15 protein-coding genes are annotated in these 15,845 nt (G+C 44.2%); 9 read left to right on the top strand and 6 right to left on the bottom strand.

Annotated features, from left to right (window positions below; all coding sequences use genetic code 11):
- The 7 genes from G476_RS0120020 (at position 1) to G476_RS22665 (ending at position 8,399) form a co-directional block, all read left to right on the top strand.
- Complete coding sequence (locus G476_RS0120020; RefSeq protein ID WP_026691655.1) at positions 1-693, top strand: uracil-DNA glycosylase; 693 nt, start codon at positions 1-3, stop codon at positions 691-693.
- 47 nt (positions 694-740) lie between these two features.
- Positions 741-1,565, top strand: coding sequence for an aldo/keto reductase (locus G476_RS0120015; protein ID WP_026691654.1), 825 nt, complete (start codon positions 741-743; stop codon positions 1,563-1,565).
- A 45-nt stretch (positions 1,566-1,610) separates the two neighbouring features.
- The gene (locus G476_RS0120010; RefSeq protein ID WP_035187499.1) at positions 1,611-2,486 is read left to right on the top strand and encodes an NAD(P)-dependent oxidoreductase; all 876 of its coding nucleotides are present in this window, start codon (positions 1,611-1,613) and stop codon (positions 2,484-2,486) included.
- A 639-nt stretch (positions 2,487-3,125) separates the two neighbouring features.
- Positions 3,126-5,276: a sensor histidine kinase gene (locus tag G476_RS0120000; protein ID WP_026691651.1), complete on the top strand. Its 2,151-nt coding sequence runs from the start codon at positions 3,126-3,128 to the stop codon at positions 5,274-5,276.
- A gap of 260 nt (positions 5,277-5,536) precedes the next feature.
- On the top strand, positions 5,537-6,214 hold the full coding sequence (locus G476_RS0119995; protein WP_026691650.1) for an oxidoreductase: 678 nt from the start codon (positions 5,537-5,539) through the stop codon (positions 6,212-6,214).
- Positions 6,215-6,245: 31 nt separating this feature from the next.
- Positions 6,246-8,036 carry a M3 family oligoendopeptidase gene (locus G476_RS0119990; RefSeq protein WP_026691649.1) on the top strand — a complete coding sequence of 597 codons (1,791 nt, stop codon included), beginning with the start codon at positions 6,246-6,248 and terminating at the stop codon, positions 8,034-8,036.
- A gap of 45 nt (positions 8,037-8,081) precedes the next feature.
- Positions 8,082-8,399, top strand: coding sequence for a DUF5327 family protein (locus G476_RS22665; RefSeq protein ID WP_035187495.1), 318 nt, complete (start codon positions 8,082-8,084; stop codon positions 8,397-8,399).
- A gap of 262 nt (positions 8,400-8,661) precedes the next feature.
- Here G476_RS22665 and G476_RS0119980 read toward each other — a convergent pair whose 3' ends face one another.
- On the bottom strand, positions 8,662-9,279 hold the full coding sequence (locus tag G476_RS0119980) for a GNAT family N-acetyltransferase (RefSeq protein ID WP_026691648.1): 618 nt from the start codon (positions 9,277-9,279) through the stop codon (positions 8,662-8,664).
- 339 nt (positions 9,280-9,618) lie between these two features.
- On the opposite strand from G476_RS0119980, the gene G476_RS22660 reads away from it, so the two are divergent.
- Both G476_RS22660 and G476_RS0119970 read left to right on the top strand, forming a co-directional pair.
- Positions 9,619-9,921, top strand: coding sequence for a hypothetical protein (locus tag G476_RS22660; RefSeq protein WP_051314961.1), 303 nt, complete (start codon positions 9,619-9,621; stop codon positions 9,919-9,921).
- A gap of 85 nt (positions 9,922-10,006) precedes the next feature.
- Complete coding sequence (locus tag G476_RS0119970) at positions 10,007-10,384, top strand: DUF423 domain-containing protein (protein ID WP_026691647.1); 378 nt, start codon at positions 10,007-10,009, stop codon at positions 10,382-10,384.
- A 42-nt stretch (positions 10,385-10,426) separates the two neighbouring features.
- Here G476_RS0119970 and gerQ read toward each other — a convergent pair whose 3' ends face one another.
- From gerQ to G476_RS0119940, 5 genes are all read right to left on the bottom strand, one after another.
- Entirely contained in the window at positions 10,427-10,927 is a 501-nt protein-coding gene (gerQ, locus tag G476_RS22655; RefSeq protein ID WP_245579707.1) for a spore coat protein GerQ, read from the bottom strand.
- A 252-nt stretch (positions 10,928-11,179) separates the two neighbouring features.
- Positions 11,180-11,611, bottom strand: coding sequence for a cell wall hydrolase (locus G476_RS0119960; protein ID WP_026691646.1), 432 nt, complete (start codon positions 11,609-11,611; stop codon positions 11,180-11,182).
- A 171-nt stretch (positions 11,612-11,782) separates the two neighbouring features.
- Entirely contained in the window at positions 11,783-12,526 is a 744-nt protein-coding gene (hemQ, locus tag G476_RS0119950; protein WP_026691645.1) for a hydrogen peroxide-dependent heme synthase, read from the bottom strand.
- 409 nt (positions 12,527-12,935) lie between these two features.
- On the bottom strand, positions 12,936-13,682 hold the full coding sequence (locus tag G476_RS0119945; protein WP_026691644.1) for an enoyl-CoA hydratase/isomerase family protein: 747 nt from the start codon (positions 13,680-13,682) through the stop codon (positions 12,936-12,938).
- A gap of 25 nt (positions 13,683-13,707) precedes the next feature.
- Entirely contained in the window at positions 13,708-15,636 is a 1,929-nt protein-coding gene (locus G476_RS0119940) for an oxidoreductase (RefSeq protein ID WP_026691643.1), read from the bottom strand.
- Positions 15,637-15,845: the final 209 nt, after the last annotated feature.

Here is a 15,845-nt window from a genome sequence, read left to right as displayed (position 1 = left end):
ATGAAAGAGCTTGAAACCGATTGGCAGGAGAAGCTACAAGACGAATTTGAGAAGCCTTATTATCAAGAGCTTCGTCAATTTCTAGTAAAGGAATACAATGAACATACCGTATATCCCCCGATGGAACAGATCTATCATGCGTTAAATACCACATCCTATGAAGGTACAAAAGTCGTCATTCTTGGACAAGATCCGTACCACGGCCCCAATCAAGCACATGGTCTCAGCTTCTCGGTCAAACCGGGACAACGGATCCCGCCTTCTCTTCGAAACATATATAAAGAATTAAACGACGACGCAGGATGTGTAGTGCCAGAGCACGGTTACTTACAAAAGTGGGCAGAAGAAGGGGTTCTCTTGTTAAACACGGTCCTTACAGTGAGAAAAGGGCAGGCTGGCTCACATCAAGGACAAGGTTGGGAGACATTAACCGATGAAGTGATCCGTAAGTTAAACGATCGCGAGAAGCCCGTTGTGTTTATCTTGTGGGGAAAACACGCACAACATAAACAAGCGCTGATTACCAACGAACACCATCTTGTTATCACGTCTCCTCACCCGAGTCCGTTTTCAGCTAGAAGAGGTTTTTTTGGAAGCCGTCCGTTTACGCATGTGAATCATTTTTTAAAAGAAATTGGTGAAGAAGAAATAGACTGGTCATTACCCGTATCAAAAAGCACTGAAAAAGTTTGATCTTTACCTTTTCAAGTGCCTTCGTATCCAAAAAAGGAGGAAACGAAATGAGGTCAATTTTTGAAACAACGACTTTGAACAACGGTGTGAAGATGCCTTGGCTCGGCCTTGGAGTATATAAAGCAGAGAATGGCAAAGAAATTGTAGACACGATTAAAGAAGCCGTATTAAACGGGTATCGAAGCATTGATACAGCCGCTGTCTATGAAAATGAGGAGGGCGTTGGACAAGCTTTAAGGGAGATTGATGTTCCTCGTGAACAGATGTTTATCACCACGAAAGTATGGAACGATCGCCAAGGATTTGATGAAACGTTAAAGGCTTTTGAAGAAAGCAGAGAAAAACTCGGGGTGGACGTTGTCGATTTATATCTTGTACATTGGCCTGTTACAGGCATGTTTAAAGAAACGTGGAGAGCGATGGAAAAGCTGTATAAAGAGGGGCGGGTTCGAGCCATCGGGGTGAGTAACTTCAACATTCATCACCTAGAAAAGCTACTGGAAGATGCGGAAGTGATCCCTGCTGTAAACCAAATGGAGTATCATCCTTTACTCACCTTGCCAGAGCTCCATGTCTACTGTAAGGAAAAGGGGATCCAGCTTGAAGCATGGAGCCCACTTACGAGAGGACGGATCTTTGATCGACCAGAGCTTGTTTCCATTGCAGAAAAGCATGGGAAGTCACCGGCTCAGGTCATCCTTCGATGGGATTTACAAAATGAAGTGGTGACCATCCCTAAATCCGTTACGCCATCAAGAATTAAACAAAACGCACAGATCTTTGATTTTGAACTGGACGAACAAGATATGAACACGTTAAACGGGATGAACGAGAACCACCGCTTCAGTCAAGACCCTGACACGTTTGTATAGGCTAAAACGCATCCGCATATAGCGGTCACGGAAAGGATCAATCATATGAACAAACAACAAACGATCGGATTTATCGGAACCGGTGTGATGGGACGAAGTATGGCCGGCCACCTCTTGGAAGCAGGGTATACAGTCAACGTGTACACCCGGACAAAAGTAAAAGCCGCTACCCTTATCGATCAAGGTGCTGTGTGGTGTGATCACCCGAGTGTTGTGGCCAAGCAAAGCGATGTGGTGATCACCATTGTTGGTTATCCGAAAGATGTAGAGGAAGTATACTTAGGCGCTGAAGGTTTGCTTCAAAACGGGAGAGAAGGGGCCACATTTATCGACATGACGACCTCTTCACCTGTCCTTGCAAAAACGTTATATGAGGCTGGAAAAGAAAGAGGCATTTCCGTCATTGATGCACCAGTATCCGGAGGCGATATCGGAGCGAAGGAAGCGAGGCTTGCCATTATGGCGGGTGGTGACAAAGCCGCCTTTCTTAATGCACTTCCAATCCTTGAGCAACTTGGGACAAATGTTGTGTATCAAGGAGGAGCGGGAAGTGGCCAGCACACCAAGATGAGTAATCAGATTGCCATTGCAGGAACCATGCTTGGCGCAAGTGAATCACTTGCCTATGCAAAAGCCGCGGGTCTTGACCCAAGAACCGTTCTTAAAAGCATTGAAACAGGTGCAGCAGGAAGTTGGACATTAACAAACCTTGTGCCGAGAATGATTAAGGAAGATTACAGTCCGGGCTTTTTTATTAAACATTTTATAAAAGACATGAAAATCGCTCTGGATGTGGCAGAAGAACTAAACGTAAAAACACCCGGTCTTGCACTGGCTCACAAGCTCTACGAAGAATTAGCAGAAAACGGTGAAGCTGATTCAGGAACCCAGGCACTCATTAAGTATTATCTAGCTAAATAAAAGTAAATGAATATACCTTATCACAGTGTGTAAGGCTCCGCTTCACGCTTTCCGCTCCCTTTCCGCGGCGGTGCCGGCGAGCCTCCTCGGGCTATGCCCTGAAGGCATTGAAAAAGTTTGATCTTTAACTTTTTCAATGCCTTCGAAGCAATGAGCGTAACGGTTGCCTGTTTTGAAAGCCTGATACGAGTGGGTTTCTCGTATCAGGCGCGCAACCGAGTGGAGCCATTGCCATTCAATTAAAGGCAATGAAAAAGTCGGGCTGTACTTTTTCATTGGCTTCCAATGCCCTTGTGGGGTCTCTCCTGGCTCCTACTGCCGCAGGAGTGTCGCAGCTAGCATTCAGCTACGCAAAACAAATGGACATGGCATTTCACATAGGTTTAGAAAGGTTACTGACTAAGAGTCACACTCAATATAAAATTAAGATAAAGGGGAGGGTCGATTTATGTCGAAGCCTCTCTTTGTTTTTTATGATTTATGCCATTATTCTAGCTGTTGCGTTAAATAGAGTAACATATTGGATACAAGATTGTTAAATTTGTTACCTGTACGAAAAAAATGTCGTATTTTCTCCACATAATCAAGTGCAATGTACTATAATGAGACTAGTGAAATTGTTGCAAGGGAGAAAATACTATGTTTCAAACATTAAGAGCCAAGCTGCTTATCTTTTTTCTGCTTGTAACTTTTATTCCTTTAAGTGTCGTTGGAATCATGGGTTACTATGCTCAAAAAAGTGAGCTTACTGCCAATCTGGAAAACTCCTTGTCCACACACACGAAAAGCATGGCGGCTGAAATAGAAACATTTATCAGAGAGCGCCTCTATGATGTGGAATATCTTGCTAGAAATCCAATTATTATTGATGAAGATACAGATACACAAGAAAAGCGACAACAGTTTAACCAGTTTTTAGCTATTCATGACATCTATTTCAGTGTTGTATTATCAGACACCGAGGGGATGGTCATTGCAGATACAGATGACAACATTGTAGGATCGGATATTACCGATCGTGAGTGGTATGCTCAATCAATGGAAGGGGAGTCATTTGTATCAGATATGTATTATTCACCCGTCATCGATGAAAACGTAATTGTACTTTCCTCCCCGGTCTTTAATACACAAGATGACGTCATTGGTGTCATTACACCTATTTTTGACTTAGAAGAACTCACAAGTACATTACAGAACTTTAATCGCGCCCAACAAGCGGGTGACTCAGACAGCTATGCGTTTCTCATAAACGGTGATGGCGTCATTATCTCTCATCCTAATCAATCAAAAATCCTCGAAGTAAACTATTTTGAGCGCTTTGATACGTCTATTAATGAGGTGAGAGAGCTTGCGGCTACTCAATCTCTTACCACATATTCCAGTTCAGATGAAGTCCACGGATTCAGTTCCATCTCACAAGTGCCGGGCTTTGAGAATGAATGGTATATCGGGGTGGCGGCAAATGGGACCGATCTTTATGCACCATTGACTAGACTTTTATATCAATACTTAATTGTATTCGGGCTGGTCCTCCTCATCATGACCTTTGCTGTATTCCGTCTTTCCACCTATATTGTAAGGCCGGTTGAGCAACTTGTGGAAGCGACTACGAATGTCGCTTTCGGAAAAAGGGACACGCCAAAGTTTGTTACTGCTTATGAAGAAGTGAACCGATTGAATGATCGATTTGAAGCGATGACAGAGCGGCTTGAAGAACGAGAAAAAGGTCACAAGAAGAGTACACTTATTCTTGAAACGACGGACAACGGCGTGTTTGCATTAAATCGTGTTACAAAAGAGGTAAGCCTTTTTAACAAACGCTGTGAAGAAGTGTTCGGACTAAGTAGAGATGAGGTCATTGATAATAAGGCATGCGATGTGGCCAACAAAAAGGAAGGATTTAAATCCTTCTTGGAAGCGGCGAACCTTCTCGGTTTATTAGGGAAGGACGAAGTGCGAAAAACGTATGAAATCGAATGTACAATGGACAATAACACACGCTATTTTTACTTGAGTGTGTCATCACTGCCCAATATCGTAGATGAAACGCTCCATGAAGACCTCTTAGTCGTCTTTCACGACTTAACAGAAAAAAGGCTCATGGAGAGGGAACTGATGCGATCTGAAAAATTGAAAGTCGTCGGTGAAATGTCTGCGGGTCTCGCACACGAAATTAGAAACCCCCTTACGACAATCAGAGGGTTCATTCAGCTGTTTGATTCCAAAAAAGAAGCGTCGAATGAAAGATATTACAACTTGATTATCAATGAGATCGATCGAGTAAATAACATCCTTACCGATTTGATGAACATTGCCAACCCGAAGCTGTCAGATGAACCAAAAGAGACGAACTTGGAGCTTCTGTTGGACGACCTATTATTGCTTCACCAATCCCAGCTAAAGAAAAAAGGGATTGAAGTTAATACGTATTTTCACGGGAAGCTTCCATCGGTGTTTTTGGACGCAAATAAAATACAACAAGTGCTCTTGAATCTCGTGCAAAACGCATGCGAAGCGATGGATAACGGAGGCCGATTAACGGTAAGTACAAGTTATCATAAGCCGAAACAGGAGATTGTCCTTTCATTTACAGATACGGGCGTTGGAATGGATGCTGAAACGATTGAGAAGCTTGGAACACCTTTTTATACGACGAAAAAAACGGGAACGGGTCTAGGACTCACGACCAGCTATCGCATCATTGAAGAAATTAATGGTCAAATTGCCGTGACTTCTACTAAAGGAGTGGGCACAACGTTCTCTGTCCATATTCCGGTTAATGAGGACTAAATAAAAGGAAAACTTAGGCTGGGACATAAAAAAGTGTTCAAAGAAAGTCGAACAAATGGCTAACAGAGCGGTTGCCGCATACCATTGTTCGGACTTCATTGATCAAACACTTCTGTCCCAGCCTTTTTATGAAATTCTATGAGAGGCTTATTGCGGTCGCGAATTATGTAGAGCTCTACGCTTTGTTGTTTCAATATTCTTTCTTTTTGATTTCCAAACGTGATAAAGTAAAGCTACAAAGTAAAGAGAGGTGCTCATGTGTGAAGACCGCATTAGTAGCCGGTTCAACCGGACTCGTTGGGGAACAGGTCGTTCGCCAATTGGTGAAAAGTAATCACTATAAGAAAATCATTGTAATCGCAAGACGAAAAACCGCTTTTTATGACGAGCCATTGGTGGAAGAAAGAATGGTGACATTTGACGAGCTTGAAAAAGATGCTGAAAGTTTCCAAGTGGATGATGTGTTTAATTGCCTTGGAACCACGATAAAAAAAGCCAAGTCAAAGGCACAGTTTGAGAAAGTGGATTACGACTATCCTTTATCCATTGCTAGGCTCGCTAAAGATCAAGGAGCCAAACGGTTTTTAACGGTATCGGCCATTGGTGCGGACCCTGAATCCTCCTTTTTTTACAACAAGGTAAAAGGAAGATTGGAAGAAGCACTTATTATGCTAAAGCTCCCGTCTCTTCATATTCTAAGACCCTCTTTACTTCTTGGAAGCCGTAATGAATTCAGGCCAGGAGAAAAAGCTGCAGAATGGATTGGGAAGCCGTTAAGCTTTGCTTTCATCGGTCCACTCGAAAAGTACAAGCCTGTAAAAGGGATCGATGTGGCCACTGTTATGTGTGCATTAGCTCAAGAAGAGAGTCTAGGTGTCCACATTTACGAATCGAACCAGATTCGCCATTTAGGAAACGTGCTAAACAAGCGTAAGTAAGAGAGAACGCAAATCGAAAGGGGACAAAACAATGCAACAGTTTAGTCAAGTTTGGGATTTGGAAACGATTTTTCCAGGAGGGAGCGAGTCGGACCGCTTTCAATCTTTTTTAGGGGAGCTTGAAGCGGATCTTGCTTCCTTCCAGAAAGATTTAAATGAAAAAACACAGCCGAAAACGGAAGACGAGCTGTTTGGTGTTGTCCATGTGATTGTAAGAGCACAAGAAATCTCAAAAAGAGTGCGTGAGTCCGGAGCGTTCGTAAGCTGTTTAACTGCACAAAATACAAAAGACGAAGAAGCGAAACTTCTGACTGGACGGGTGAAGCAGCTGTCATCTTCTTATTCTTCTGTGATGACATCAATTGATGAGTTGCTTCTCGGCCTTTCTGATGATTTATGGAAGCGCCTTCTCGAACTGGATGAACTAAGCCCACTTACATACAACTTGGAAGAGCGACGACGTCTGGCAAATGACAAGCTTTCGGGAGATAAAGAAAAGCTCATCCAATCCCTATCGGTAGATGGTTATCACGCATGGGGAGACGTGTACAATACGATTGTTGGACGCATGACGATTGAAGTAGAGGAAGACGGAGAAGTGAAATCCCTCTCTGTTGGCCAAGCTGCTAATAAAATGTCCAGTAAAGACCGTGAAACGAGACAAGCGATGGCTGGAAAGTGGGAGAAAGCGTGGGGCGACGAAGCTGAGCTCTTTGCTAATACGCTTAATCATTTAGGTGGCTTTCGCTTGCAAACGTACAAAGCGCGAGGGTGGGACAATGTTCTTAAAGAGCCGATGGACATTAACCGCATGGATCAAAAAACGCTTGATGTGATGTGGAAAACGATTGAAGATAACAAGCCGACTTTTACCAGATACCTTAAACGTAAGGCTGAATTGCTAGGGGTGGAAAAGCTCGATTGGAGTGATGTGAGCGCGCCCTTAACAAGTGAAGTAGAGGAAGTGTCATACGATGATGCAGCCACGATGATTGTGCAACAATTCGAGACGTTTAGCCCGAAAATGGCAGCTTTTTCAAAGAAAGCGTTTGAAGAGCGATGGGTAGAGGCAGAAAGCCGATCAGGGAAGCGTCCGGGTGGCTTTTGTACAAGCTTCCCAGTAAAAGAGCAGTCCCGTATTTTTATGACTTATGACGGCTCTGCCTCAAATGTGGCAACGTTAGCCCACGAGCTTGGTCACGCGTATCACCAGCACGTGATGAATGACTTGCCGCAAATGGCACAGCGTTATGCTATGAATGTGGCTGAGACGGCCTCCACATTTGCCGAAATGATCGTTGCGGATGCTACTGTCAAACAAGCAACATCTGAAAAAGCGAAAGTTCAGCTTCTTGATGACAAGCTTAACCGCGCCGTTGCCTTCTTTATGAATATCCATTCTCGATTCCTATTTGAAACGCGTTTCTATGAAGAACGTAAAAAAGGACTTGTGAGCGTGCATCGATTGAATGAATTAATGTTAGAAGCACAAAAAGAGGCGTACTGTGATGAACTTGGTTCCTACTCCCCGCATTTTTGGGCATCCAAGCTTCATTTCCATATTACAGGCGTGCCGTTTTATAACTTCCCATACACGTTCGGCTATTTGTTTAGCATGGGCATTTATGCAAAAGCAGCAGAGGAGGGCACGGCTTTTGAGGAGAGTTACATTGATCTTCTTCGTGACACAGGACGCATGCAAGTAGAAGATCTGGCGAAAAAGCACCTTGATGTAGACTTGACTGAGTCTGAATTCTGGCAGAAAGCGATCGACCTTGTTGCCAAAGATGTGGAAACATTTATTGATTTGACGGAAAAATAACGCTATCCTAAACGTACAAATCATTTGTCGGAGGAGGGATACACCATGAACATTTCAGCTAAAACCGTAGTAGCGAAAATGGAGCAGGAATTAGGCCACGTGAGAAGGCAGGTCAATACAGGCGACCCTGACTTTAAAGAACACGTAATGGCACTTAAAACATACTGCGACCTTTTACTAGCGACTGAACCTTCCTCGGGGATTAAGACGAGTACGAAAAATGAAGATGCAATGGATCTACTTGAGCGCCAGCGGATGATGGGAGACTTTGACGACACTCCCAAAACGAAAGCATCTCAAAAGAAATCCGTTGCTTACGATAGCGACGATCAACCGGATAGCGACAGTTTGTTTGATTTTTAACAAAAGAGGATGACCAATGATGTTGGTCATCCTCTTCTTTTTGTACTGCGGATCATAGGATGTGTAAATAGGCGATGTAAATGTACATTGTTATTTAAAGGAAAGATTGAGAAGGCTCATAGGACCGCCACGGAAAGCGAAGGCCCCGTATGCTTAAACCACAATTCTAGCGGTTAAGATAATATTAAAAAAGCAACATCCAAAACGAAACCAGCCATAATTTTTGTAAAAGGAAAGACCCTCACCAGACGATTACGAAAGATTATCTAAATTCATTCTTCCACTCTACAATGACCGCACAGTCTTTGGATTCTTCGTCCTCTAAGTAATTCTCCATCACTTGAAGAGGAGTCATGCCTTGACGGATCATAAAGGAAAGAACAAGATCATCGATACGACCTTGTTGGACTTCGTTCATGTATTCGTGAGGGGTTAGACGATCGGCGTACGCATGGTAACCAGGAATCCTGCAGCCAGCCATAAATCGTTTTAGACCCCGATTTTGTACCAATGACTTCCTTGCTACGTACAGCGCCCGTGCCACACCACGTCCTCGGTAGTCAGGTCTAACGCAGACATCAATACCATAAAGAGAGTCTCCTTGAGGGGTATGAGAGCGTGTGATGTAACCGTGGTCTGCTACCTCATCCCAAGTATGGGGCTTCCCGTCAAACTGAATCATCAAGGCAGTTGCCGAGCCTACCGGTTCACCGCCAATTTCTGCAAGCATGGCTCCTTCAGCAAAAGCATCAACATGAGCTTGAATTTGTTCTTTGTTCCACCAAAGCTCTTCGGGGAAAGGGGGAGGGAAGGCTTCCTTTTGAATGGTTAATAAAGCGTCAAGGTCATCCAACGTGTAATTGCGAACGGTGATCGTCAATTAATAGCACCCTTTCCTTGGTCAGTTTAGTGAAAGCATGTTCCTCAAAGTGTCTAATGACAAATTTCTGTTGTTCTTTGCTACCTCTATTATAAGGCACTGAAAAAGTTAAAGTTCGAACTTTTTCAGTGCTTTATTTGAATGGCAATGGCTTCACTTGGTTGCGCGCCTGATACGAGAACCCCACTCGTATCAGGCTTTTAAAAGATGCAACCGTTCCGCTCATTGCTCAGAAGGCACTGAAAAAGTTAAAGTTCGAACTTTTTCAGTGCCTTCTGGAATGGTTTTCTTGTGATCGGGGGACGTTTATAGTAGAACCACATAAAGGAGTGCAAACCGATGATTTATAATACTGCAAGTGTAGGTTACCCTCTTTATTTCCGCGTATTTCAAGGTGACGTTGGCGACACAAAACTCACAGAAGATCGTTATGAGATGTATGTAAACAACCACTATGTAGGTGACCATACCCTATATACAGAGAAAGAACACGCGTCTGAAGTGAAAGATTTTCTTCACCAACAAGGCTTTAAAAACGTGAATATGGAAGTGAACGGTGATCATATTGTTGTCATCACTCCAAGCCATGAAGAAGCAGAGCGAATGGAAAACTGTCTGAGGATTTATGCCCAAAATCGATAGACCCTTACGCCCCTTTTCCCTTTCACCCCTTGATGTGATATTCTGACATTGGCAACTATTCAGGATGGAAGGGAGAACAAAGATCATGAAACTATTCCTCTTACTCGGAAGCATCAGTTCGTTTTTATTTGTTGCATTAGGCGCGTTTGGAGCCCATGCATTGAAAGATAAACTCGAAGCTTCAGGCTACTTAAAAACGTTTGAAACGGCTGTACAATATCATATGATTCATGCACTGGCGATAATTGCTGTAGCGATTCTTACGAAGCACCTCTCATCAACAGGCCTGTTAACAGGGGCTGGGTGGGCTTTCTTTATTGGTATTATCCTTTTCTCTGGAAGCCTGTACGTGATGAGTGTGACTGGGATTCGCGTATTAGGAGCGATTACACCAATCGGCGGTGTAGCGTTCCTTGTAGGGTGGACGCTCATTTTTATCGCAGCATTGAATCATTCAGGGTAACAAAAAAACGGCTCTCGTCATTGACGGGAAGCCGTTTTTTATCTATTTCCGCGGAGCGAACGTAGAAAGGTCGGGGCCGTTATCAAACGGATACTCGTATTCAAGAGGCTCATCAAAGGTCACATAGTCAAGGTTAACCATGAGCAGGAGGTAACGTTTGTCGGTTTGGGGATCACTAATGATAATGTGATCTCGTCCGGCAGCTTCAATAACCCCTTTAAAGATCTTGGCATTCCATTTTTCATTTAACTCATATGTCATATAGAACGTACCGACTTTACCGCGATTTAAGCGAAGAATATTCTCAATGTAAGATTGTTCGATTGGCAACATCCCAGGCATTTGTGCGGAAATACCAAACGGCCCCCCGGTTTGTTGCTGTTGTCCGCCTGCAAATCCCGGCTGAGGAGGTTCTGGTGTACCTGGAAGGAACTGCCGCTGACCCTGCCCGTTCATACCATTCATACCGTTTTGGTTAAAGCTCATCCCTTGACCGGGCGCTTGATACGGATTTTGACCAAATTGAGGGTACTGTTGATACATTCCATCACGTCCTTTTAAAAATTCGTAAATCATCTAGCTGTCATAAATGAACGTACATAAGCTTTTCAAGAAGCTTCAGTAAGCTGGAATTAGCGTATCTGACCCTCACCCCCTGACGTAAGCTAATTCCTGATGTGAGACTTCGGGGTACTCTATATAATGCCGGCGCTCTTGCGCTATTAAATTACTATGATACAAGGTGTTAGCCTATGAACATTTTCCATAAAAAAAGCGACCGGAGTACGGTCGCTCTTAAAAGACGTTATATACCTCTTCACAATCCACATACTCAGGTCTGTAGAAACAGTGGAGCTTAAAACGCCCCGTATTCGGTTGCCCCCACCATTGTGGCGGACAGTCTCCATCCGGTCTAAAAAACCATAGGGCATGCTCGGCGATTCCTGTGCGCTCACCTTGAATCAGGCGCCTAGCAAGGCGTTTATCTCGTTCTCTTGCGCGCTGGTAAAAGTAACCCTTTTGCGTCGCTTCAAACCCTCCCGGAGACTGATAGACCATTCGCTCAACCGTATTAACATCTTCAAAATCAAGACAGCGGACTCTGACACGATTGACCATCACGTTACCGGCTTTGAGCATCCCGAGCTCGCCTTCCCCTTCAGCTTCAGCTCGTAGTAGGCGGGCAAGGAGTGCTACATCACTCTCAGATGCTTTAATGACTGCCAATGTATTCGCCTCCTTCGCTCTCTGCGCACGTGCGCTCCTACATCCTATGCAAAAGAGGGGAGAGGTATGAATAAAGGGGAGAAACACAGCGTTTTTGGAAAAATTGAAGCACGGAGAAGAAAGTGATCAAGAAAAAAAGACGACCGGGACTGGTCGCCTTTTCGTTGAACATTAGATATACATAAATTTCGCAAGGGCATCTTCGTCAAGGTACGTTCCTACGTAGAACGAACCGAATTCGCCGTAGCGTGCACTTACTTCATCAAAACGCATTTCGTAGACAAGCTTCTTGAATTCCAATACGTCGTGAGCAAATAATGTTACGCCCCATTCCCAGTCGTCAAAGCCGACAGAACCGGAAATAATTTGACGTACTTTCCCTGCATACTTGCGCCCGATCATGCCATGGCTACGCATCATTGCTTTGCGGTCTTCCATAGGAAGCATGTACCAGTTGTCTTCGCCGTCACGACGCTTGTCCATTGGATAGAAACAAGCATACTGCCAGCGAGGAAGAATTGGCTTTAAACGAGCTTGGATTTCAGGGTCTGTTTCAGGATCGACACCTGCAGGCAAGTAGTTGCTCAACTCTACAACCGATACGTAGGAATACATCGGAATCGTGTATTCAGCCAAACGTGTTTTATTAAATGCGGTTTCAAGTTCATTTAATTCGTCCATCGTAGGACGAAGCACCATCATCATAAAGTCTGCTTTTTGACCAACGATGCTGTAAAGGGCATGACTTCCATCAAAGCGCTCTTCTGTCTTTCCCCATTTGTCCAAAAGGTGACGGAACTCGGCGATGATCGATTCACGCTCTTCAGAAGCGAGCTTTCTCCAAGCAGCCCAGTCCATTGTGCGGAAATCGTGGAGAACGTACCAACCATCTAATGTTTTAGCGGCTTCACTCATTATGAAACACTCCAATCTCTGTATATAGTCATCAAGGAAGAGAGGGGAGTCCCCAACTCTTATGTACTATTTCGCATACTCATTATACTATTAGAAAAAAGAAAAACCAAACGGTCTGTCCCGTTTGGCTTTTCTAAGTTGTTTAGGAAATTATAAGTCTACTTACATGTGGATAACGACTCTTTTAAAAAGTTTATTCGTTTAGCTCCAGCGCCTACGAGCTCGAGGTCATTTCATTCCATCAGATGAAGCCAAAAAGCAGCTTCAATCTGATGGCCTGAAATGCTTGTACTTCCAGCATAAGGGCAACTAAGGCTTTCGCCATTGTGGGCGAAAAGCCAAGTTTTCTTTAACGCTCGTGACTAAGGCGTGTAATTGAAAGCGCTTAACATTTTATTTTTAAAAACTACTACTTAACTTTTTTCAAAAAGTGAAGAAGGGCCTGACGGTGTTCTTCGGATTTTCCGGCTTGTTGCTGTCCTTTTCGTTCCTCTTCCAGGACATCATCAAGACTCAAATGAAGGCCGCACTTCATGTTGTTTTTCATGCTTGCATAGGCAGTTGGTGGTGCTTGTTTTAGGGTTGACAATAACGATTCAAGATTTCCAAGCTGATGGACAAGACCGATTCTAAAAGCTTCCTCCGCATCAATCGTTTCACCTAAAGAAAGCTCCAATGCTCTTGATAAGCCAATTAAACGAGGGAGGAAGTACGACGCTCCCGCATCAGGAACAAGACCGATTTTCATAAAACTCAACGCCATTTTTGTACCCGGCTCTGCAACACGAAAGTCGCAAGCTAAAGCGATACTAAGGCCCGCTCCAACAGCGATTCCGTTCATGTAAGCTACGGTCGGCTTGTTGATCGCATCGAGAAGTCTTACAAGCTTGTTATACGTTTCTTCAAGAGCTTCGCCATAATCGAAGTGCTCCATCTTCTCGATAGGAATACTCTTTAAGTCTGCGCCGCTTGAAAAAGAGCCGTTCGTTCCTTGTAAAACAATGACACGTACGTTTTCGTCTGACCTTGCATCTTGAAGACAATCGTACAATTCTTCATGCATGCGATTATTGATCGCATTTTTTACTTCCGGCCGATTAAGGGTAATGGTTCCGGCTCCGTTGTTTACGTCGTACCGTAACGTTTGATAAGACATGATATGCACTCCTTTGAATGGGTTGTTAGATCGCTCTTCCTACTAATGTCCCGTCATAAATCGCTTTTTTTGCATCAAGTCCAAGGGCATGTTTGGCTCCACCGATGATATGAACGGTTTTTCCACGTTCTTCAAGCTTCTCGGCTAAAGTGTTGTTTACAAGCTGACCGCTGGCTAACAAAATCGTATCTGCTTTCACCGTATGTTCTTCTCCGTTTAGCACAAATACGACGCCTTCTTTTGTGATCTCTTTATACTCTTCAAGACCACCGACCATTTGAATATGACTTTGCTTTAACTCCATTAACGTCGTCCATCGCGTGGTCTTTCCGATTCCTCGAGCAAATGATTTGCCACGTTGAAGCAAGGTGATCTCTTCAACACCTTTCTTCTTTAAAAATAAGGCAAGGTCACAAGCAATACCGCCTCCGCCAATAATGACAGCGGTTTTCCCAACTTCAGTCTTCCCGTCAAATACTTCTCGATAACTTGCCACATGATCGCCATCAACGCCCGGAATTTCAGGAACGCGAGGTGTGATGCCTGTTGCAAGAATGATCTCGTCAGCTTCATCAATGAGGCTGTCGTTATGGGAGAGGCGGTGTCCAAGAACAACCTTTACGCCAAGAAGTCGAAGTTGTACATCAAAATAACGAAGTGTCTCATAAAATTCTTGCTTACCCGGAATTCGCTTAGAGTAGTTGAGCTGCCCGCCGATTTCCTCTTTTTCATCCACAAGAGTCACAGAGTGCCCTCGTTCAGCTGCTACTCTTGCCGCTTCAAGACCTGCTGGTCCTGCCCCAACAACAAGAATGTTCTTTTGATTAAAGGTCGGCTCCAAGGTGAGCTCTGTTTCTCGGCCGGCTTCAGGGTTAACAAGGCACGTTGCCGCTTTACCTTCAAACACGTGATCGAGACATGCTTGGTTGCACGCAATACACGTGTTCACTTCATCATGGCGACCTTCTTTTGCTTTCGTAAGAATCTTCGGATCAGCAAGGAACGGTCTCGCCATAGAAATGAGGTCGACGTTTCCTTCTTCAAGAATCTTTGCACCATCTCTTGGGTCGTTTATACGGTTACTGGCTACAACAGGAATAGAGACGACTTTTCTAATGTTTTCAGCTACAGGAACGAACTTAAGGCGTGGCACTTTCATTGAAATCGTAGGAACACGAGATTCATGCCACCCAATGCCAATGTTCAAGACGTCAGCACCAGCTTTTTCAAGGGCCTGTGCCCATTGAAGCGTTTCCTCCTCAGTCGTACTGTTATCCACGAGGTCGAGTCCCGACATTCGGAAAATAACCGGAAAGTCTTCGCCAACTTGTTCTCTCACGGCTTCAGTAATACGAAGAGAGAAAGAGATTCTGTTTTCAAAGCTTCCGCCCCAACGGTCCGTTCGTTTGTTCGTGGCAGGGGAAGTGAACTGGTTAATCAAGTACCCTTCAGATCCCATGATCTCAACAGCATCGAAGCCGGCCGCTTTTGCCCGGCGAGCTCCCTGAGCAAAATCTTGGATCGTCCGCTCCACATCCTCATCGCTTAGAGCAACAGGGCGATCGGGGTTTATTGGCGCTTGAATAGCCGAAGGGGCAACAGGATCTTGCCCGATCATCATTTTGTAGGCGTAGCGCCCAGCGTGAAAGAGCTGAAGAGCAATCCGTCCGCCTTCTTCGTGAACGCCATCGGTCAGAGGCTTCCACCTTTCAATGTCTTCATCGGAGTCAATCATCATAAAGCCAAGACCACCGCTACCTTCTTGGTTCACGGCAGCGCCCCCGGTTACAATTAATCCTACATGATGTTTGGCGCGAAGTTTGTAAAACTCCGTCAATTTTTCGATGCCATTGTCTAAAGCTTCAAGTCCAACGTGCATAGATCCCATCATAACTCGACTTTTTAGGGTCAAATTCCGGATTTTCAATGGTTGAAATAACGCATCACATGCCATAAATACCCTCCTAATCGTCAAAATAGTTAGAAAATGAGTGACTATTCATTCATTATACTTAAGATTGGCGATTGAAACAACGAATTGGGCGAATTTAGGAACTTTGTTTCAGATGGATAGCAGGAAGGGAAGCAGGGTAAACAATAGGTGGAATGTCTGAAAATTAGAACTTTGTGAAGAATTGATCACAACAATTTATTTTTCAAAAC

This window comes from Alteribacter aurantiacus DSM 18675, assembly GCF_000429705.1.
Lineage (GTDB): Bacteria > Bacillota > Bacilli > Bacillales > Salisediminibacteriaceae > Alteribacter > Alteribacter aurantiacus.
Note: the sequence above shows the minus strand (reverse complement) of the source record. Positions and strands in the feature narration are given on the sequence as shown.